Origin of the sequence: Parapedobacter pyrenivorans (assembly GCF_014636865.1) — a bacterium.
Lineage (GTDB): Bacteria > Bacteroidota > Bacteroidia > Sphingobacteriales > Sphingobacteriaceae > Parapedobacter > Parapedobacter pyrenivorans.
Genome location: NZ_BMER01000004.1, coordinates 264,851 through 284,663 on the forward strand (window position 1 = coordinate 264,851; position 19,813 = coordinate 284,663).

Annotated in this window: 15 protein-coding genes; 8 read left to right on the top strand and 7 right to left on the bottom strand. The window is 49.1% G+C overall.

Annotated elements, in window-relative coordinates:
* Nucleotides 1-48: 48 nt before the first annotated feature.
* Complete coding sequence (locus IEV98_RS18190; protein ID WP_188507455.1) at nucleotides 49-897, top strand: AraC family transcriptional regulator; 849 nt, start codon at nucleotides 49-51, stop codon at nucleotides 895-897.
* Here the strand turns inward: IEV98_RS18190 and IEV98_RS18195 are convergent.
* Nucleotides 891-2,456 (bottom strand): alpha-amylase family glycosyl hydrolase, encoded by a 1,566-nt coding sequence (locus IEV98_RS18195; RefSeq protein ID WP_188507456.1) that lies wholly within the window; start codon nucleotides 2,454-2,456, stop codon nucleotides 891-893. The genes IEV98_RS18190 and IEV98_RS18195 overlap by 7 nt on opposite strands.
* An 11-nt stretch (nucleotides 2,457-2,467) precedes the next feature.
* Nucleotides 2,468-3,286, bottom strand: a complete 819-nt coding sequence (locus IEV98_RS18200; protein ID WP_188507457.1) for a phytanoyl-CoA dioxygenase family protein — start codon at nucleotides 3,284-3,286, stop codon at nucleotides 2,468-2,470.
* Between the two features lie 424 nt (nucleotides 3,287-3,710).
* On the opposite strand from IEV98_RS18200, the gene IEV98_RS18205 reads away from it, so the two are divergent.
* From IEV98_RS18205 to IEV98_RS18230, 6 genes are read left to right on the top strand one after another with little or no spacing between them, the layout of a single operon-like run.
* The gene (locus tag IEV98_RS18205) at nucleotides 3,711-6,668 is read left to right on the top strand and encodes a SusC/RagA family TonB-linked outer membrane protein (protein ID WP_188507458.1); all 2,958 of its coding nucleotides are present in this window, start codon (nucleotides 3,711-3,713) and stop codon (nucleotides 6,666-6,668) included.
* A gap of 17 nt (nucleotides 6,669-6,685) precedes the next feature.
* On the top strand, nucleotides 6,686-8,263 hold the full coding sequence (locus IEV98_RS18210; RefSeq protein WP_188507459.1) for a RagB/SusD family nutrient uptake outer membrane protein: 1,578 nt from the start codon (nucleotides 6,686-6,688) through the stop codon (nucleotides 8,261-8,263).
* Nucleotides 8,264-8,280: 17 nt separating this feature from the next.
* Nucleotides 8,281-9,300, top strand: coding sequence for a SusE domain-containing protein (locus IEV98_RS18215; protein ID WP_188507460.1), 1,020 nt, complete (start codon nucleotides 8,281-8,283; stop codon nucleotides 9,298-9,300).
* 1 nt (nucleotide 9,301) lies between these two features.
* Nucleotides 9,302-11,140, top strand: coding sequence for a glycoside hydrolase family 13 protein (locus IEV98_RS18220; RefSeq protein ID WP_188507461.1), 1,839 nt, complete (start codon nucleotides 9,302-9,304; stop codon nucleotides 11,138-11,140).
* A gap of 8 nt (nucleotides 11,141-11,148) precedes the next feature.
* Nucleotides 11,149-11,802 carry a beta-phosphoglucomutase gene (pgmB, locus tag IEV98_RS18225; RefSeq protein ID WP_188507651.1) on the top strand — a complete coding sequence of 218 codons (654 nt, stop codon included), beginning with the start codon at nucleotides 11,149-11,151 and terminating at the stop codon, nucleotides 11,800-11,802.
* Nucleotides 11,803-11,855: 53 nt separating this feature from the next.
* Nucleotides 11,856-14,165, top strand: coding sequence for a family 65 glycosyl hydrolase domain-containing protein (locus IEV98_RS18230; RefSeq protein ID WP_188507462.1), 2,310 nt, complete (start codon nucleotides 11,856-11,858; stop codon nucleotides 14,163-14,165).
* A 27-nt stretch (nucleotides 14,166-14,192) separates the two neighbouring features.
* Here IEV98_RS18230 and IEV98_RS18235 read toward each other — a convergent pair whose 3' ends face one another.
* The 3 genes from IEV98_RS18235 to IEV98_RS18245 form a co-directional block, all read right to left on the bottom strand.
* The gene (locus tag IEV98_RS18235) at nucleotides 14,193-14,987 is read right to left on the bottom strand and encodes a class I SAM-dependent methyltransferase (protein WP_229738833.1); all 795 of its coding nucleotides are present in this window, start codon (nucleotides 14,985-14,987) and stop codon (nucleotides 14,193-14,195) included.
* A gap of 30 nt (nucleotides 14,988-15,017) precedes the next feature.
* Nucleotides 15,018-15,554, bottom strand: coding sequence for a hypothetical protein (locus IEV98_RS18240; RefSeq protein WP_188507464.1), 537 nt, complete (start codon nucleotides 15,552-15,554; stop codon nucleotides 15,018-15,020).
* A 165-nt stretch (nucleotides 15,555-15,719) separates the two neighbouring features.
* A complete protein-coding gene (locus tag IEV98_RS18245) occupies nucleotides 15,720-17,411 on the bottom strand; it encodes a DUF4091 domain-containing protein (RefSeq protein WP_188507465.1) in 1,692 nt (563 codons plus the stop codon).
* 170 nt (nucleotides 17,412-17,581) lie between these two features.
* Here IEV98_RS18245 and IEV98_RS18250 point away from each other — a divergent pair, with 170 nt between their 5' ends.
* Entirely contained in the window at nucleotides 17,582-18,655 is a 1,074-nt protein-coding gene (locus IEV98_RS18250; RefSeq protein WP_188507466.1) for an NADH:flavin oxidoreductase/NADH oxidase, read from the top strand.
* Between the two features lie 4 nt (nucleotides 18,656-18,659).
* On the opposite strand, the gene IEV98_RS18255 is transcribed toward IEV98_RS18250, so the two are convergent.
* Nucleotides 18,660-19,166 carry a transposase gene (locus tag IEV98_RS18255; RefSeq protein ID WP_188507467.1) on the bottom strand — a complete coding sequence of 169 codons (507 nt, stop codon included), beginning with the start codon at nucleotides 19,164-19,166 and terminating at the stop codon, nucleotides 18,660-18,662.
* Between the two features lies 1 nt (nucleotide 19,167).
* The gene (locus IEV98_RS18260; RefSeq protein WP_188507468.1) at nucleotides 19,168-19,626 is read right to left on the bottom strand and encodes a MarR family winged helix-turn-helix transcriptional regulator; all 459 of its coding nucleotides are present in this window, start codon (nucleotides 19,624-19,626) and stop codon (nucleotides 19,168-19,170) included.
* Nucleotides 19,627-19,813: the final 187 nt, after the last annotated feature.

Here is a 19,813-nt window from a genome sequence, read left to right on the forward strand (position 1 = left end):
GTTTATTTTGGAAATATATTCCTATTTTTAGCTTTTATAAGATAATATATGCAAAAGGCTACACCAGAAATCCTGCCCAATGGAAACCGACAGTCTTTTCTATTCCGGAAGTTTGGGAACGAGGCATTCTTGGCACCGTTCCATTACCACCAGGAATATGAACTGACATGGATAGCCCGTGGGTGGGGTAAGCGCTTTGTCGGCAACCGGATGGAGGATTTCAGCGATGGCGATTTTGTGTTGATTGGCCCCAACCAACCACATTGCTGGAAACTCGACCCCAGTGTGCGATCAGCCAAAGCAATCGTCATCCAATTTTCGCACAGTTTTCTCGGTACGGATTTTTTCGAGCGGCCGGAGCTGGAACTTATCCGATCCATGTTACAGGCGAGTGTTTCGGGCTTAAAATTCACCGTGGATAAAAAGCCTGAACTGGCTGGTCTGAAAGCCATTGGCAGGGCGGATGGGGCCCGACGTGTGCTGCTGCTACTTGACCTCCTAGATATGCTGAGCTTGAAGCCGTATAAGACAATCGGCGCCGCAGCCATGTATGACACCGCGGCCGATCCCGCCGATACCAAACGCATCAACGTAGTGATGGCATACATCGTGGAGCACTTCAAAGACGACATCTCGCTGGAAGAGGTGGCGGACATCGCAAGTCTGACGCCGAATGCCTTTTGCAAATACTTCAAACGGGTAACCCGCAAGACGTTTATGGACACGGTAATCCAATACCGGTTAAACCACGCGAGCCAACAATTGATCCATACCGAGGACTCCGTTTCTGCTATTGCGATTGCTAGTGGATTCAATGACCTATCGTATTTTTATAAAATGTTCAAAAGCAAGCTGGGTATGAGCCCGTTAGCCTACCGTAATTCATTCAATCACTGATTAAGCAGCCACACCTGTGTTTCATAGCCAGTTAAGGTACTGGTTAGCTGACTGCCTTCGATTCGACCTTCACCGTTGCCGTATATCGTGCGCCCCCCTTTTGCGGTCAGGGACACGGAAAGTTGCTCCGGGGTCGCGGAGAAATTGACTGCCACCAACGCCTGTTGTTGACCATCGGTGCGCAGGAATGTGAAGATGTCGTTGCTCGTGTTTTCCAAGGGCTCGTAATGCCCGCTGATAAGCACCGGATGTTGTTTCCGCAGCGCAATGAGAGTGCGATAGGTGTTCCAAAGGGAATTCGCATCGGCCTTTTGCTCTTCGTATGAAATACCGTCATTGCTTTTTACGGTAGAGGTATCCCACCAGGGCCCTGAGCCGCGGTACCAGTAAGCCATGCCCTCGCCGTCTTTATCGCGATGCCATTCAAACGCTTCGCGATACGGGATTTCATTGGCATCGGTGATGCCGCCGTATTTTCCAAAGTAACTATCACCTAACATGCCGATTTCCTGGCCGTAGTACAGGGAGGGAATCCCGCCCAACAGCAGGTTCAGTGTAGCACCTACCTTTTCCTTGCCTTCATCTTGGGCCATCGCTGTGGCAAACCGGGGAATATCGTGGTTTTCGATAAATATAACCTGATTTTTGCCTTGTGGGGTACGGGCGAAGGTCGTGTCTGCGTAGGCCGCGACCCGGTCCTTATCAAACGATCGGATGGCCTGCTGGATGCGGAAGCCGAATACCCAGTCCACACCGGCGTTTTCCAGGTAATCGATGCCGTATGATCCCCAATCGGCTTGTTCTGCCATGATGGTAATCGCTGGGTTGATCGATTTCAGGCTGTCGATAAGCGGCACCCAAAAGTCCTTGAAAAGGTTGGTAAGCCGGCGCTTATTGTCCAAATCGTCCATCATGTGGTCCAAGCGGAAGCCGTCCACGCCATCGTCGAAGTTACCATCTTGGTTGGGATCGAGCCAATAGCTGAAAAGCGAACGATTGTACTGCTTTACTTTTTCGCTCAGGAGATTTACGGTAGTGATTTTGCGGACGGTACCGTCATAGCCTTTGAGGTCATGGATGTCGAAAACAATACTCGAAGGCTTGCGTTGCTCCGCATCGTCGTAGAGGATGTACTCCGAATAGGACGATGACGGGTTACCATAGGAATCCTTGTACCACGTATGGTCTTCGGTGACATACTGGGTTTCCATATCCATGTAGATTTTCATGCCGCGGCGGTGTATCTCCCTGACCAACTGGAGGAACTCTTCTTCCGTGCCGTAGGTCGAATCTATGGCGCTGAAGTCGCTCGAGTAATAATTATGGTAATAAAAGGACTCGTAAAGCGGCGTCATTAGGATGGACGTAACCCCCAGCTCCTGCAGGTAATCCAATTTCATACGGAGGCCGTTGAGGTCGCCATGCTGATCGCCGTTGCTGTCGTAGAAGCTGCGCTGGAATACATGGTAGATAATTTCATCCTTCACAGCGGCCTCTTGGGCCGGATTACAGGCAATGAGCGATCCGGCCATACAGGCACCCAAAAAGAATTTACGCATAGCGGTCTCGTTTAAAGTAGAGCAGGGTTCAATTCGGAATCAGCAAGCGAGCCAGCGGATTTGCCCATCAACCATTGCTGCCGGTCATTTTCCTGCCATTGGTGTTGGGGGGCGGTAACCCGTGCGCCGTCCGCAAAATAAATGACGGTCATTACTTCTCGCATCCTGTTTGAGGAATTGCCGGGGGCATTATGGATGGTGTACCCATAGTGCCAGGTGGCATCGCCGGCTCGCATATGGCTGGGACGGGAAATGGGGAACCCTTTTTCTTCCACATATTTCGAGAATTCCGCTTCGGATTCATCGGAAATAACATGTCCGGAAGCATTGCCGGCACGGTGCGAGCCCGATGCAAAGGTGAGCATGCCCATATCCGCATTGGGGATATCTACCAGCGGCATCCACATCGTAACGGTGTTGGTGGTGTCTAATGGCCAATAATTTTGGTCTTGGTGCCAGGGCGTGGGACCGCCGCCGGGTTCCTTAAATAGTGCTTGATCATGGTATAGTCTGACATTATCCACACCAAGCAGATCTGCGGCGATCTTGGCGAAGCGTTTTGCCAGGACAAAGCGTTTCACCTCCTCGTCTGTGCGCCAGAGATTCATGATTTGGAGGAAGGCCTTGCCATAGGTATCACGGTCCTGAATCTTACGCTTCTCTTCATTGTGTTGGTGTGCAGCCTTGCCGATGACCTGTTGGAAATAGGGCATGGCTTCGGTAGCCAAGACGTTTCGGATTAAGGTATGGCCGTTTTCACGGAATTCCTGTTTCTGTTCATCGGAGATCGGCACGAAATCGTTTAGTGCACTCGCATGTATTGTCGTCATGATTTAACAAGTTGGTTATCGTTTACAAAGGTATTGTGTGCCAGTGGGCGGTGTAGGGTAAATGTAGGCCGGTTACTGGTTTATTTTATCCAAATATAGCCTAATAATCTTATTGAATGATAAGATAGGCATATTGTAACGGCATACGCACGTTGGTCGGCTACGGGAGGCTAATGGTGTGTTTTGGGAAGAAATTCATTCAAATTAACGAGAACGTTCCCGTAAAATAAACTGATTTACGACCCAACCGGATAGAATATTTTTGTCGTAAATTATTTATAATAAGATAGATATATTAAATTTAATTAATGAAAAATATTTTCGGCAGTTTTATTTTTTTTATAAAAACTGCCCACTATCTTCGTTGAGCAGCCAATTGATGATAAATCTATTCGGCCAATTATAACATAAACACGCATAATAAATGGTACGTTTTTTTACAAACGCATTTGGGGTAATTATCATGTACTTGATTTGCCTACAAGGGGCGAACGCCCAGACCTATCGGCTAACCGGAAAAGTTGTCGATGACTCCAATGTTCCGTTGGCCGGTGCGACGGTAACATTAAAAGGTACAACACAGCAGGCGCTAACGGATGAATCGGGCAACTACGTACTCAATGACATTGCTCCGGGAAAATACGTCATCGTTGCGTCGTATTTGGGTTATTTTCCTTCGGAACATGCGGTTTCGCTGACGGCTTCGCAAATGCTTGATTTTACGCTGTCTTCTAATGCGGAAGAATTGGGTGAAGTGGTGGTGATCGGCTACGGTACCGTAGAACGGAAGCACCTCACAGGGTCTGTGGCCGCCGTGCAGTCGAAGGATTTTCAGAAAGGTACGGTCGTTTCGCCCGATCAGCTGATCCAGGGTAAGGTGGCTGGTGTTTCCATTACTTCGAATGGTGGGGCGCCGGGAGCGGGGAGCACCATACGCATTCGGGGCGGTGCTTCGCTTTCGGCAAGTAATAATCCGCTGATCGTGATCGATGGCAACCCGCTGAGCGGTGATGGCATGACCGGAACGGCTAGCCCATTAGCAACGATCAATCCGAACGATATTGAGTCGATGACGGTGCTCAAGGACGCTAATGCTACAGCGATTTACGGTTCGAGGGCTTCGAACGGTGTGATCCTAATTACAACGAAATCGGGCAAGATCGGCCGCCCGAGATTAGATATCTCATCGGTCAATTCGGTAGCCACGGTTGCCAACACCGTTGACGTATTGTCTGCGGACCAAATCCGCTCGTTTGTAAACCAGCAGGGCACGGATGCGCAGAAAAGCTTGCTTGGACAGGCAAACACCGATTGGCAGGACCTGATCTACCGGTCGGCTTTCACCTCGGATAATAACTTTACACTTTCCGGTGGACTGTCCAACATGCCCTACCGGCTGTCTGCGGGGTACCTCGAGCAACAGGGTGCGCTAGATAGTGACCTCATGCGGCGGGGTACGGCGGGAATCAACCTGTCTCCGCGGTTCTTTGGGAAGCACTTGAAACTGGACCTGAACGTGAAGGGCACCCTCACCAACAATGACTTCGCGAACACAGGTGCCATTGGTTCGGCCATTGCATTTGATCCTACCCAAGTGGTACGTGATGTGGATGGTCCTTTCGGTGGTTACTTTGAATGGATGGAGGGTGCCGTGCCTGATCCGCTTTCGCCGCGAAATCCCCGGGCGCTACTCGACCTCTATGATAACCGTGGAAACGCCAATCGTAGCTTTGGGAACCTGCAGGCAGATTATGCATTCCATTTCCTGCCCGATCTCCATGCCAACGTTAATATCGGCTATGACGTATCCCGGGGGTGGGGTGCGACGTTCATTCCAGAATATGCGGCGTCTAACGTTGCAAATAAGGGCTTTTTCCAGCGTTATAAGGGTTACCAGAACAACACGTTTATCGAGGCATACCTGAACTACGTAAAAGATATTGAAAGCATCCGGAGCAATATCAATGTGACGGCGGGGTATGGGTATTACGACAATAAGGTGACGACACAGAATTTTGCGAGCTATAATGCGCTCGGCGAGGTGTTGTCTACACCCAATTTTCCAGACAACCCGCAGCAGAACCGTTTGCTTTCGTACTATGGCCGGTTGATTTACTCGATCGCCGATCGGTACATCCTGTCGGGAACCATCCGGACCGATGGCTCGTCGAAATTCAATCCGGACGGCCGCTGGGGGATTTTTCCTTCCGCGGGCCTTACTTGGCGCATCAAAGGGGAACGTTTCTTGGCTGATGTGGACGAAATTTCTGATCTCAAACTCCGTTTGAGCTATGGCGAGACGGGCAATAAGGATGGAATCTCCAACTACGGTTACATACCCAGCTACTACTACAGTGTGAACGAAAGCCAGTACGGCATAGGCAATCAGTTCTACCATGTGTACTCGCCGATTGCCTACGATAGCAGTTTACGCTGGGAGTCGACCGAAACGACCAATATTGGACTGGATTATGGCTTCTGGGGCGGGCGTATTTCGGGCAGCATCGACGCGTATGTCAAGAAAACCAAAGACCTCCTTGCTACGGTTGAAATCCCTGTGGGAACCAACTACAGCAACCAATTGCTGACCAATGTGGGTAATATGGAGAATCGGGGCATCGAGGGGAGCATCAACATACAAGCGGTGAGGACTGAACATTTCAACTGGGACTTCGGTTTTAATATCACCGTAAACCGGAGCAAAGTGACCAACCTGACCCTCAACGATAACCCGGGATATCAATTGGCAGCGGGCTGGATTACCGGCGGCACCGGTAACATCATCCAATACCATACGGTAGGGTTGGCTCCCTATCAGTTTTATGTGTACAAACAGGTGTATGACCAATCCGATATGCCGTTGGAAGGGGTTTACGAAGATTTGAATGGTGATGGGGCCGTTAATTCTTCCGACCGGTATTATTACAAGACGCCAGCTGCTGATTATTACATGGGATTCTCCACGTCCCTCAGTTATAAACGCTTCACATTGAATACGGTACTCCGAGCGAGTGTAGGTAATTACCTCTATGATAACATATCGGCTAATTTCGGCGTGGCCAGGAACATCTTGAATCCGTCGGGGTTCATCAACAATGCAACTACCGATGTTTTTAATACAGCTTTCGTGAATAATCAATATTACAGCGACTATTATGTGAAAAATGCCTCGTTCCTGAAAATGGATAACATCGGCCTGACGTATGATGTGGGCAACCTGGACGCCTTGGGTAAGGTGACAATGATGATCCAGGCAAACTGCCAGAACGTGTTTGTAATCTCGAAGTATAAAGGGATCGATCCGGAGATCTACAACGGCATCGACTACACGCTTTATCCGCGTCCGCGTATCTATTCACTGGGGTTACAATTCGGTTTTTAACCAAAAAAAGTCTGAAAATGAAAAGTATTATTAAAAACGCATATGTAGCGCTACTGGCACTGGCAGTCACGTCGTGCAGCGAAGACGTGTTAAACTTGGCACCGAAGAATGACATCACGGCCGATCAGGTATACAGCTCCGAGCAGGGTTATAAAGAGGCCTTTTTGAAAACTTATGCCAGCCTGGCGATGACGGGTGGTGGCGGCGAGGGAAGTAGTGACTTGGCTGGCATTGACGCGGGGCAGTCAGACTTCCTACGGCTGTACTGGAATATCCAGCAACTGACGTCGGACGAGACGCTTTGCGGCTGGAACGACCCAGGTGTGCCGGATATGGTTTACGGTACGCCGGACGCGGACAACATCATGGTGAAAGGGATATATGCGCGCTCGCTGTACACCATCACCTTGGTCAACGAGTTCCTGCGCGAGAGCACTCCGGAGAAACTGTCAGCGCGGGGCATCACGAATACGGCCGTGATCGAATCGTACCGGGCAGAAGCTAGATTCCTCCGGGCGTACCAATATTGGGTGCTACTCGATTTGTTCGGCAACCCACCATTCATCACTGAGGAAAACACCATTGGCAAGGTGGCACCCGAACAAATACAGCGGGCTGAGCTCTTTACCTACATCGAGTCTGAACTGTTGGCCATTGAGCCGCAGTTGGCCTTACCAAGGCAAAATGAATACGGCCGTGCGGACCAGGGTGCACTCTGGACGTTGTTGTCCCGGCTCTACCTCAATGCGGAGGTGTATACCGGCTCCCCGAAATACACAGAAGCAGTAACGTACGCCAAGAAGGTAATCGACGGAGGATATGCGCTCACGACCAGCTATGCTAACCTGTTCTTGGAAGATAATTACGAGACCAGCAGCAGTGAATTGATCCTGACCATCAACTACGATGGTTTCTATACGAAAAATTATGGAGGCACTACATTTTTGATTAACTCTACGATTGATGGCGCCATGTCGCCCGCTTCATTTGGAGTGCCTACGGGCGGCTGGGGTGGTAACCGGACCACCAGCGCACTGCCCGCGGTTTTCGATGACTATAGTGGCGAAACAGACAAGCGCGCAACGTTTTTCGGTGATAAGCTCGCTAATGACGATCTTGGGGTGTTTACCGATGGACTGCGGATCACCAAGTTCAAAAATATCAAATCCACCGGCGAGGCTGGCGCATCGCAGGGCGGCACCTTCAGTTCACTGGATTTCCCGCTTTTCCGGTTGGCAGATGTATACCTGACGTTTGCTGAAGCGGTATTGCGGGGTGGGAATGGTGGAACGGCGGCGGAAGCGCTGGCCTATGTCAACCAAATCAGGCGCCGTGCTTATGGAAATACCAGTGGCGACCTGACTTCACTAACCTTGGACGAAATCCTTGACGAGCGGAGCCGCGAATTGTATTTCGAGGGTTATCGCCGGACAGACCTGATCCGCTTCGGAAGGTTTACAGGTGGCAATTACATCTGGCCGTGGAAAGGTGGTGTAAAGGATGGACGGTCTATTGAAGAGTTCAGGAATTTACTACCATTGCCTACCTCCGATGTAATCGCTAATCCCAACCTGACACAAAACAACGGGTACTAACTGAAAAGATCAAAGTCATGAACACATTATCAATAAAACAATTGCCCATATTGTTTCTGGGTATGCTGCTATTGCTGGCATGTGAGAAGGATGAAGTAAAAACGGTGGCGACGGAGGGGGTATCTGGCACCTTATCCGGCAGCGCTGCGTCGGTGGCGCTATCACGGGATAAGCTGGATGAGGAAGCCATTACCTTTTCGTTTACACCCAGCGATTTCGGCTATCCCGCAGGTATCATTTATTCCTTGCAGTTTGCATTGAAAGGATCGGATTTCGCGTCGCCGCGCGAAATAGTATTGGAAAATGGTATTTCGTCCTCGTCGTATACCGGGCTGGCACTCAATAACCTGCTGTTGGCCATGGGGTTGCCGCTGGAAACCGAATCCGACCTGGAAATCCGGTTAAAATCGGCGCTTTCGCCCACGATGGCGATTTACAGTAATGTAGTGACCGTACGGTCCAAGCCGATTCCGCTGACGTCGTGGATTTATGTGCCAGGGGGATACCAAGGGTGGAATCCGGCCTCGGCGGATAGTCTGGTTTCGCTTACAGGCAATGGGATTTATACAGGTATTATTGCCTTTCCGGCAGATAACCTGGAGTTTAAAATAACGCCCGCCAAATCGTGGGACGTTAACTACGGTGACGCTGGCGACGGGAAACTCAGTCCGACGGGTGGCAATTTCAAAGCACCCGCCGGCGGCTTGATGCAACTGACGGTGGATATGAATAGTAGCACATGGACGATTGAACCTGCTCCGGTGTGGTCGATCATTGGTAACGCGATACCGGGCAGCGAGTGGGTGGTGGATACCGACCTGAAATACGTCAACGACGGGGCCGGTAACTGGAGCGTCACGCTCGATCTTTCGGCCGGCATGTTTAAGTTCCGAAGAAATCACGATTGGGGCACCAATCTCGGCGGTAGCGGCGGTATGCTTACGCTGGGCGGTAGCGATATTCAGATCGATGCCCCTGGTAACTATACGCTGGTGATGAACCCGGATGAATTGACGTACCAACTGACGAAAAACTGATATGCGGATAGTAGGAATCGGATGTTGCTGGCTGTGGATGGTCCAGTTGGTGGCTGCCCAGGTGGAGCGGGTTGAACCGTTACATTGGTGGGCGGGGATGAGTAACCCGGATGTGCAATTGTTGGTGTATGGTGAACAGCTCGCTGATAAAGTGGTATCGATTGATTATCCAGGCGTGCAGTTGATAAAGACACATCGTCCGGAAAACCCGAATTACCTGTTCCTGGACCTCCGAATAGCGACCGCCGCAAAGCCGGGTGTTTTTCCCATCCGGTTTACTGAAACTGGCACCGAAGCGATCGTCTATCACTATGAGTTAAAGGCTAGGGATCCGGAACTTCATCGTTTGCAGGGTGTTAATACATCCGACTTGATCTATTTGATCATGCCCGATCGGTTTGCCAATGGTGACGATGGCAACGACATCGTACCCAACCTGCACGAAACAGCACTTAACCGTGATAGCCTATATTATCGGCATGGAGGAGATTTGCAAGGGATCATCGACCATTTGGACTATCTCGAAGAACTCGGGGTGACGGCGCTGTGGCTGAACCCTGTATTGACAAACGACCAGCCCACGACCTCATATCATGGCTACGCGAACACAGAGAATTATGAAATCGACCCGCGGTTTGGGGGGAACGAGGCATACCGGAAGCTGATTGACGCCTGTCACAACCGTGGCATGAAGGTAGTGAAGGATTTGGTACACAATCATTTCGGTACGAATCACTACACTGTGCGTGATTTGCCAATGCCCGATTGGGTGCATGAATGGCCGGCCTATACCAAAACCAATTACCGCGAACAGGTACACATGGATCCATATGCGTCCAAGGCAGACCGCGTTGTGATGGTGGATGGGTGGTTCGACAAGCAGATGGCGGATATGAATCACCAGAATCCTTTTGTACGTAATTACATCACGCAAAGCCATATTTGGTGGATCGAGGAAATGGGAGTCGACGGATTCCGTTTGGACACCTATGCATACAACGATTTGGACTATATGGCTGAATGGGCGACAAAGATTACGGAAGAATATCCACGTATGACCTTTTTCGGCGAAACATGGGTGCACGGAGTGCCCAACCAGGCATTTTTCACCACGGGTAATCGTATCAATCAGGGTGTCGATACCGGTTTGCAGGGCGTAACGGATTTCCAGGGACTGTGGGCAATATATGAGGCGCTTAATGGCAAGTTTGGGTGGATGGATGGTGTCGTAAGGCTGTATAACACATTGGCGAATGATTTTATGTACGAGGATCCAAGTCGTAACGTTGTTTTTCTGGACAATCACGACCTCAGCCGGTTCTATTCGGTGGTGGGTGAGGACGATCTGAAATTCCGGTCGGGTATCGCTTGGTTGCTGACCACCCGCGGTATCCCCCAATTGTATTACGGTACCGAAATCCTGATGAAGAATTATGCCAATCCGGATGGGTTGGTGCGTGAAGACTTCCCTGGAGGCTGGAAGGGCGACCGAGTGGATAAATTTACTGCATCGGGTCGGTCAGCTGCTGAAAATGAAGCTTTCGATTACGTGAAGAAACTCGCAAATTACCGGAAGCAGCATGCGGTGCTGCACACCGGGAAGCTTTTGCAATTCATTCCGGAAAACGGCGTTTATGTCTATTTTCGGTATGATGAGCAGGCCACTGTAATGGTGATAATGAACAGCAACGCCGAGGCCGTGACGTTGGATACGGAACGCTTTGCCGAAGGTCTGCGGGGAAGACGGGGAGCGGTAAATGTGGTCACGGACGAAGTACTGACTGATATCGGGCGGATTGCCGTACCGGCGACAACGACGATGGTACTGGAATTACGGTAGTGCCGGTGATGAAACTGAAGGCGTGTTTATTTGATCTGGACGGCGTGTTGGTCGATACGGCACAATACCATTACCAAGCTTGGAAAAAGCTGGCCAATACATTGGGATTCGATTTAAGCGCACAGCAGAATGAACAATTGAAGGGCATCAGCCGGACGGAGAGCCTAAATAAAGTGCTGGCTTGGGGGGGCTTGTCGCTGCCGGCAGACGTGCAGGTACAACTGGCGGAACGTAAGAACGCATGGTATGTCGAAATGATTTCGGCGATGACGCCTGCAACGCTATTGCCCGGCGCAGCGGCACTGTTGATCGAACTTCGCCGTGAGGGAATCAGTATCGCGCTGGGCTCTGCAAGTAAAAATGCTCGGCTTATCCTCGAAAAAACCGCGCTGCGTGACTATTTTGATGCCGTTGTGGACGGCAACATGGTTATCCGATCTAAACCTGATCCGGAAGTCTTTCTTGCCGGTGCGGAAAAACTGCGGGTTTCTGCGGCGGAATGTGTGGTGTTAGAAGACGCAGCAGCGGGGGTGGAGGCGGCTAGGCGCGCAGGGATGAAAGCCGTGGGAATAGGCAATCCGGCCGATTTAATTGAAGCCGACTGGGTCGTTCCGGACTTGGCTGCTGTGACTGTTGAAAGGCTTGATGAATTGTTTTGTTAAATGAAATCGGCATGTACAAGCTTCATTGCCATTAAAATGAGTAGACTACGCTAATGAAAAATTATATCGAAGTGGACGAGTGGAGAATCGTCGAATCGGGGTTTGACCCAACATTGAACCGGGTGTCGGAAAGCTTGTTCAGTATCGGTAACGGGAAAATGGGCCAGCGCGCCAACTTCGAGGAAACGTATTCCGGGGCCTCCTTGCAAGGAAGTTACGTGGGAGGGGTCTTTTGCTCGGATAAAACACGCGTGGGCTGGTGGAAGATTGGTTATCCGGCGACTTTGGACAAGGTAGTCAATTCGACGAATTGGATCGGCATCCGGCTGTTGGTGGATGACGTAGAGCTGGATCTGGCCATGGGCGAGGTGCTGGAATTTGAGCGGGTTCTCCACATGAAGGAAGGGTATTTGGAACGAAGTTTTCAGGTGAAGCTTGCTGGTGACCGTGTGATTGCTGTGCGTGCCGTTAGGTTCTGTAGCATCGTAGACGATGAGATTGGGGCGATTCGGTATGTGGTAAAGCCTTTGAATTTTGAAGGTCGGTTCCGCATCGTATCCTACCTTGATGGGGATATCAGGAATGAAGACAGCAATTATGACCTCAAATTTTGGGACCCTGTGACTGACGCAGCCAAGGAGGATGGTATCTACCTCCAAATGCGGACGGTGAAAACTGGCTTTGACCTCGGTGTTTACGCGCACACCCGAATCCTGAAGGGCTGCGACGAGGTGCAGGTCGCTCCGCGGATTACCCGGGCGACGAAATGGATAGGGCAGGAATTTGAATTGATTGTACGTGAAGGTGAGGAGGCAGTGATCGAGAAGACCGTGGCGGTGCTTTCGTCATTGAATTACCACCGCGACGCCTTGCAGGCAGCGGGTCTAACCAAACTGCGTGCTGCCGTTGACAAAGGTTTTGCACGACTGAAAGCCGAACAAGCAGACGCCTGGGCTGAAAAATGGCGGTACAGTGATGTCCGAATTGAAGGGGATGCTAAGGCACAGCAGGGTATCCGGTTCAATATTTTCCAGCTTTTCCAGACGTATACCGGAACAGATCCACGATTGAATATCGGGCCGAAGGGATTCACAGGTGAAAAATATGCGGGCGCGACATTTTGGGATACAGAGGCTTATTGTGTGCCCTTTTACCTCGCTACCGCACCGCAGGAGGTGAGCCGGAACCTACTCATTTACCGGCACCGTCAGCTTGGCAAAGCCATCGAAAATGCAGCAATGCTGGGCTTTACGGGCGGTGCTGCCCTCTATCCGATGGTAACGATGGATGGCACGGAAAGCCATAATGAATGGGAAATTACCTTTGAGGAAATCCACCGGAACGGGGCCATTGCGTTGGCCATCCGTAATTACATCCGCTACACTGGCGATGATGCATATCTGGCGGAATACGGGGCGGAGGTGTTGGTGGCTATTGCGCGCTTCTGGGCGCAGCGCGTAAATTGGAGTGAGGCCAAGCAACGCTATGTGATCATGGGTGTGACGGGCCCGAATGAATACGAGAACAATGTGGATAACAACTGGTATACCAATACCATAGCGGCATGGTGTCTCAACTATGCGAAATGGGCATTACAGCAGGTACGGGAACATCACGAGGCCCGCTACTTGGAAATCGTGAACGCAATTGCTTTCGACCCGGAAGAAGTGTTTCGCTGGGACGAAATCGCCACGAAGATGTATTATCCAAAGGACGACCGACTGGGGGTCTTTCTCCAGCAAGACGGTTACTTAGATAAGGAACAACGTTCGGTTGCAGACCTCAATGTGTCCGAGCGGCCGTTGAATCAGCATTGGAGCTGGGATCGGATTTTACGTTCCTGTTTCATCAAACAGGCGGATGTGCTGCAGGGATTTTATTCTTTTGAAGACCGGTATGAAGACGCTACGTTACGGCGGAACTTCGATTTTTATGAGCCCCGAACCGTTCATGAAAGTTCATTGTCGCCTTGCATCCATAGCATATTGGCCGCTAAGTTAAAAGAGGAACAGCGCGCTTACGAGTTTTACTTACGGACAGCCCGGCTGGATTTGGACGATTATAACAACGATACGGAGGATGGTTTGCACATTACCTCGATGGCCGGTACATGGATGAGTATCGTGGAGGGGTTCGGCGGAATGCGGGTGAAGGATGGACGGCTTTCATTCGACCCATTCGTTCCCAGTTCGTGGCTTTCCTTTAGCTTTTCCATCAGGTTTAGGGGAACGCGGCTAACCTGCAAAATCTCAAAAGGAAAAATGGAGGTTATCAACCATTCCACCACTCCGATACGATTTTATGTGAAGGGCGAAATGTGCCAAGCAGAAGCTCATGCCACCTCCATGCTGGATTTATTTTAATAGTGCCATGAATGGAATGACAGACACTCAACACTTAACAGCGACAAGCGAATAAACCAGCGGAATTTTACTTCCCATTTTCTTGACTCGGAATTTACCTTTCTCAACTTCTACGGAGCCCGCAAAAATATTGTAGGGTGAGTAATCAAACTCTTCAAACGAATTAATTCTTAAGCCGTTGTCGATTAACGAGTTGATTACTTCGCTTAGGCTATGGTTCCATGAAACGTCTTCTGTTTTCTCACTGAGTTTTCCATCGGTGTAAGACGTGTCTTTGAAATCAATAATCGGTCCTTCTTTGAAATAACTATATCTGATTTCGTTCAGGTCATCATCGAACATCCAAATGTAGGGGTGAAATTCCACAAAGACGAACCTGCCGTCTGCTTTCAGAAAATTGGAGACGATGTTTGCCCACCTGTCCAGGTCTGGAAGCCAACCAATCGTTCCGTATGATGTAAAAACGATATCGAACTTTTCAGTTAGGTAATTGGGCAAATCGTAAATGTCGCAACAGATGAATGTTGAATCCTGTTGCATGGTATGAGCGAGCTCGTGGGCATACGCAATTGCCCTGTCGGATAAATCGATACCGGTGACCTGTGCGCCCATCCGCGAGAGGGAAAGGGAATCTTGCCCAAAATGGCATTGAAGGTGTAAAATCGTTTTGCCCCGAATATCGCTCAATAATTTCAGTTCTATTGGCTTCAAAGACGTTTTTCCCTCCAGGAAGCTCTTTACATCATAAAACTCGGAGCCGAAATGGAGTTCGGCTCTTTTGTTCCACGAAGTGCGGTTCTTTTCCAAATAATGTTGATGCATGGACATTTTATTGATCTTTATAGTTGCTCATTAGGCTTCGATCTGCAGTTTTTTAACAACTAGTTTGCCGAACGGCGACAGTTCATAACCGACATCATGACTAATGGTTAATCCTAGATTTTTTAGTTTGCGAATGTTTAATTTCAACCACTCTTTCTCAAATCCCGTCAGTTTTGCGATTCCGATCGCGTGTAAATGTGGGTTTTCTTTTATGGAAAATAGTACTTTTTTTGTCCAATATCCTTTTTTGCTGTAGTTGTCCAAACGCTCCATTTTCTGTTTCAAAGCCGAGAATTGTTCGTCTGTCAGCGTAGTTCGTTCCCGTAGTTTTACTCTCGGGTCTTCGGCGTAATAACTGATCGATATTTTGAAAATTTTTCCTGTATTGTGTTGGCTAAGCGAATTTAGCAATTGTTTCTTATCGGCAAAACCTGCTTTGATCGCATCAGATTTGGTGATCGTGCTTTCATCCACGATTTCAATAGCGTTTATTTTAACCAATCCAATAGCGGTATGGATATGGCTTCCGTTTTGTAAAGCCGTCTTTTGCCACTTTCGGAAAGCCAAGGATATTTTTCCCGACTTTATACCTTGCAGGTGTATGTTCTTGAATAGCATCTGTTTTAATTTCAAACGCGAAGATACCGTTTCTATACTACGTATCGGTAGCCCCACATACCCCGTATTTCGATAAGGGAGAGGAGGGCACCCGATAGATGTGGCGCGTGTTATTCAGAATGATAATGCAGCAGCTGAGAGTCTTTCCAAAAGCTGCTTTCTTTTGTTTCTGAACGAGCGGACATCCACGTCATAGTGGTCAAAATTGTAAATCATACCATTAATCAATGAATCGGCCATATCCGGATCAATATTTTTTAATTGCTGCAACAATTCGTAGTCATTTATGCCGTCGCGCATGGCTTCCAGTCTCAATGATGAATATAATTTGTTGAACGTTGGATAAACCAGGTAACTGTCGCCGCCGGGCAGTACGTTGCCATCAGCAAACATACCGGTTACATCCTTATACACATCCGATCGGTAGGGCATATGCCATGCCGTAAACCCCCAGTGAAGATAGCCTGTAATGCCGTATTTATAATTTATCCAATGGATAAGGCGCGGGAAAATCAGTGGCTGCTCAATAAAGCGGTTTGCGTAGTTGCCCTGTGGCCCTAAGCATGTATAGAACCATACTTCATCACCAGCTTCTTGCCGCTCTTTATAGAAATCATACTCTTTATGCAGGAAATCAAGTACGGGCACCCATACGTCAATACTGCCTACCAAATCCGAACCGATTGTTGCATCGATAATTTTCGTATCCGGCATGTATTTTTTGACCACTGTTGCGATGGCTTTATAGGAACTTACGTTTTCCGGAATAGGTTCATCGGCCACATGCTGCAAATAATGCTCACCCAATCCCCGGGATTTCAGATAGGCAAGGAGTTCGGGGATAAACTGCCTCAAAAAGTTTTCCGAACGTTCGTCGCTCAATGGCAATATTTCCGTAACCACTTTGTTTCCGGATTTTACGGGAACTTCTACACCAAATTGACTGTACCAATCGCCCATGCGATAGCCGATATGGCTTCCTGCTAGTCGTTTCATTACACCAGCCTTTTGATAGATCGCAATGGACTTGTCGAGGTTCGTGAAATCGAATTGATAACGATCGCCGTCAATCTTATATTGAACCAGTTTTTGAACAGGCAACATAATCACATTCTGTCCGGTACCCTTTAAGCGTTCCGCGAAAAGCGTGATCAATTCCCAGTATCGTGTTGAAAAAAAGGGAACGTTTACCCCGTTATTCAAGAACGACAGACTTTCAGGCGTATGATGGATCCAATTGGTTACCCATAAGGACGTGTTTTCAATAACGGGCGGATAAACACGTATAGTGAAACCCCGCGATAGCCTTTCGTCTTGGCCATGGATGGAAGCCGAAACTTCAAGTGTTCCATGATAAATGCCGGGCTTTGTATCAACGGGAATGGGCACGGTGATCCACACAGGCTGAGGCTCATTGGGAACCAAGTTTAACGTAGTATCCGTAAATATCGGATCGGGATAATAACCTGATGGCGATATGATTTGATCACGCCCCGGTGAAGGGGTTAGCCTGCCTAACTCCACATAGCCTACAAAACCGACTTGGGATACTGCCAAGGAGATCCCTTCACCGTGTATTGCTGGGACGTCAGCCTGCAGGTTTTCGACGAATTCCGGTGATTTGAGTACAAATTGGAGCGTTGCATATTCACCTCGTGCTACGCGGATGGTGTCTGATTCATCTACGAAGTATTGCCTATCCTTGAGCACCTTCTTTAAGGGGTCAATCTGGTAAATTTGTAGGTTGCCTTGGCCCCGTAAGTCAGAGAAGATCATAATAAGGCATAAAAAGAGGCTTGTTCTCATATCGAAAAATAGTAGTTATTACGCTTCAATAAAATCAATAGTCTAATAAACACAATTCAATCGAATGCTCAAAACGGAAGTGCGATTATCGAAGGGACGAGTACGTTGATGAGATGCGGTGTTATTACCTCGCTATCGTTATATTTGCAGAATATAAAACCCTTACGTTTATGTCCTCACTTTTCAGTGCCTTGACCATAAAAAGCATTACCTTGAAGAACCGTCTAGTCGTATCACCGATGTGTCAATACTCGGCTGAAGATGGATTTGCAAGCGATTGGCATTTGGTACATCTGGGGAGCCGGGCGGTCGGCGGGGCATCCCTGGTCATTTCTGAAGCCACGGCTGTTTCTCCGGAAGGCCGGATATCTCCGGATGACTTAGGTATTTGGAAAGGCGGACATATCGAAAAGCTCACGCAGATCACCGCTTTTATCAAGGAGCAAGGATGTGTTCCAGGCATCCAACTGGCACACGCGGGTAGGAAAGCCAGTACGGCTGCTCCTTGGAAAGGTAGAGGTGTAGTGGTCGAAAAAGAGGGAGGGTGGGTGCCGGTAGCACCGTCAGCATTACCATTTGCCGACAATTATCCCATGCCCGCCGAATTGGATGCAATGGGTATCCGGAAAGTGATCTCCGATTTCGCTGCAGCGGCGCAACGCGCACTCCGAGCGGGCTTTCTCGTAGCCGAAATCCATGCAGCGCACGGTTACTTAATTCATCAGTTCCTTTCCCCATTAAGCAACATACGGGTGGATGAATACGGAGGAAGCTTCGAAAACCGAATCCGCCTGCTATTGGAGGTCATTGATGGCGTAAAGGCGGTATGGCCGGGCGATTTGCCCTTGCTGGTCCGTATTTCGGCAACAGACTGGGCACCGGGCGGATGGGATGCCGACGATTCGGTGCGCTTGGCGGGCATTTTGAAAATTGCTGGGATAGATTTGATCGACGTATCAACCGGCGGGTTGGTAAATCACCAGAAAATACCATTAAGCCCCGCGTATCAGTTGCCCTTCGCCACGCGGATAAAAAGGGAAACTGGAATTCTGACTTCCACGGTAGGACTGATCACCGATGCCATACAGGCAGAAACGATATTGGCCAACGGCGAAGCCGATATGGTGATGATGGCCCGCGAACTTCTTCGCAATCCCTATTTTCCATTACAGGCAGCTGCTAGCTTGGGTGAGGAGTTAGCTTGGCCAGTCCAATACGAACGAGCAAAGGCAGCAGTGGTGTAGCTGTTTAGTTGGATCGTAGGTTCATAACATTGATACATAGTGGTATGAGTCCGAATGATAGGGCTATGAAAATGCCGACACGGAGGTAATTAAGGGTCTGCCATAGTTTCGTTCGGCTCAATAAGTCGTTGTCGAAGGTGCCTGATTGAGCTATTTTCTGGAAGTCGATGATGTTGGGTGCGAAATAGGCGAGTGTCCAAACCCGTACGGCGATGTGCAGTACAAGCAGGATCAGCAGCCAATTGCGTACCGGATCGATCTTCCAACAATAAATCAGGGCCAGCAAGAAGGTGATCTCGTGCAACGAATGGGTGATGATCCAGAATAGCTTGAAATCGAGTCCATACTTCCCGCTGAACATTGCCAGCGATTCGGGTGGTGATGCCGTCCACTTGGGAACAATCACCACGGTTTCAAACAACTGCGCGCCATTCATCATGAAGTAGGCAAGGGTTGTAACGAATAGCCAAATCTCGGCCCTTGTTAAGTAGCTGGAAGTGAGTTGTTCCATTTTAGTCGTTGTTTAGTTCTTTCGTGGTTTCTTCCATAATTTGCAGCGCAGATTGGAAGTAACGTTCTAGTACCTCTAAATCGCTGTTGGAAAATGAAGCGACAAGCGCCGTGGTTTTTTGATCCAATGCTGAGAAAATTGGTTTTAGTAACTTCATGGCATTTTCCGTATCGGGAGCAATAATTACTTTGCGCCTGTCATTCCGATCAAACAGCCTTTTGGCCAGTTTCCTTTTTTCGAGCCGATCGACCAAACCGGTTATGGCTCCGGTAGTAAGGCCGGTCAATTTGGAAAATTCACCTGCAGTCATGGCCCCGTGTTGGATCAGTAGCCCGAGGTACTTGTGGTCTGTGCCGGAAAGCCCTGCCTTGCGTGCAATGGCCTCGTGCATCAGCATGGAAATGTCGGAATACTGTCTGGTCAATGCACGGAACGATTGCTGCATTGTATTTTTGCTCATCGTCTAAATATCTTAGATGCAAAGATAAATAAAATGATTGATACCTTTCAATTTTTTGAGCATTTGATGGAAGGGCATAAACGGAAGGTAACACGGGCATTCACAACGTGTCGGCCGGTAAACGTGCAATAAAAACTGGCCTCGTTTTTGCCTCAAAGTCATTAACAATAATTAGAGGAGTTTTAGG